Genomic DNA, 1,036 nt, shown 5'->3' on the forward strand with positions numbered 1-1,036 from the left:
GAGCCGTCCTGCGTCGGCGCGACGACCCGTGTGGTCCGATGCAACAATCTTGCTCCGACACGTCCTTCCAGCTCCTGGATGGCCGCCGATACCGACGAACGCGGCATTCCCAGCATATCGGCCGCGCGCGTGAAGCTCGCGCATTCGACGACACGGATAAAGACGCGGAACAGGTCAATTCGGTCCAAGCGAGGGTGATCTCCATTGTCCAGAATGAGCGACAAGTGATGTTAGAATGATCGCCTTTATGAAACAATCATAAGCGATACCATCCATGTTCGAAAGCGGTCGCATGGGTGGCCGCCAGGTAACCCAAGGAGGCCACAGCTATGACCGATCACAGCATCAAGGGTAAAACCGTTCTCATCGCCGGAGGTGCGAAGAACCTCGGCGGGCTCATTGCCCGCGATCTCGCAGAACATGGCGCAAGGGCGGTGGCCATTCATTACAACAGCGCGGCGACAAAGGCGGACGCCGACGCGACTGTTGCGGCCGTCGAGGCGACAGGCGCGCAGGCCATTGCCCTCCAGGCGAACCTGACGACGGCCGGCGCGGTCGAAAAGCTCTTCGCCGATACGATAGGCGCCTTCGGCAGGCCCGATATCGCGATCAACACGGTCGGCAAGGTACTGAAGAAACCGATGGTCGAGATCAGTGAAGCTGAATATGACGAGATGACGGCGGTGAACTCCAAGTCCGCCTTCTTCTTTATCAAGGAAGCCGGCAAACACGTCAACGACAACGGCAAGATCTGCACGCTGGTCACCTCGCTGCTCGGCGCGTTTACGCCCTTTTATGCCGCCTATGCAGGCACCAAGGCACCGGTCGAGCATTTCACCCGTGCGGCATCCAAGGAATTCGGCGAGCGCGGCATCTCGGTGACGGCGATTGGTCCCGGTCCGATGGACACGCCGTTCTTCTATCCGGCCGAGGGGGCCGATGCGGTTGCCTATCACAAGACGGCGGCGGCGCTTTCGAATTTCTCCAAGACGGGCCTCACCGACATCGAGGACATCGTCCCCTATATCCGCTTCAT

The 1,036-nt window shown here is 59.8% G+C and carries 2 protein-coding genes; one reads left to right on the top strand and one right to left on the bottom strand.

The window, feature by feature from the left end:
• Positions 1-188 (bottom strand): LysR family transcriptional regulator (locus KVS69_RS18405; RefSeq protein ID WP_217539430.1); only part of this gene is annotated, 188 nt, incomplete at its 3' end.
• 141 nt (positions 189-329) lie between these two features.
• Between KVS69_RS18405 and KVS69_RS18410 the strand changes: the two genes are divergently transcribed.
• The coding region (locus KVS69_RS18410) for an SDR family oxidoreductase (RefSeq protein ID WP_217539431.1) at positions 330-1,036 on the top strand (707 nt) is incomplete at its 3' end.

This window comes from Stenotrophomonas sp. GbtcB23 (genome assembly GCF_019091045.1).
Lineage (GTDB): Bacteria > Pseudomonadota > Gammaproteobacteria > Xanthomonadales > Xanthomonadaceae > Stenotrophomonas > Stenotrophomonas rhizophila_A.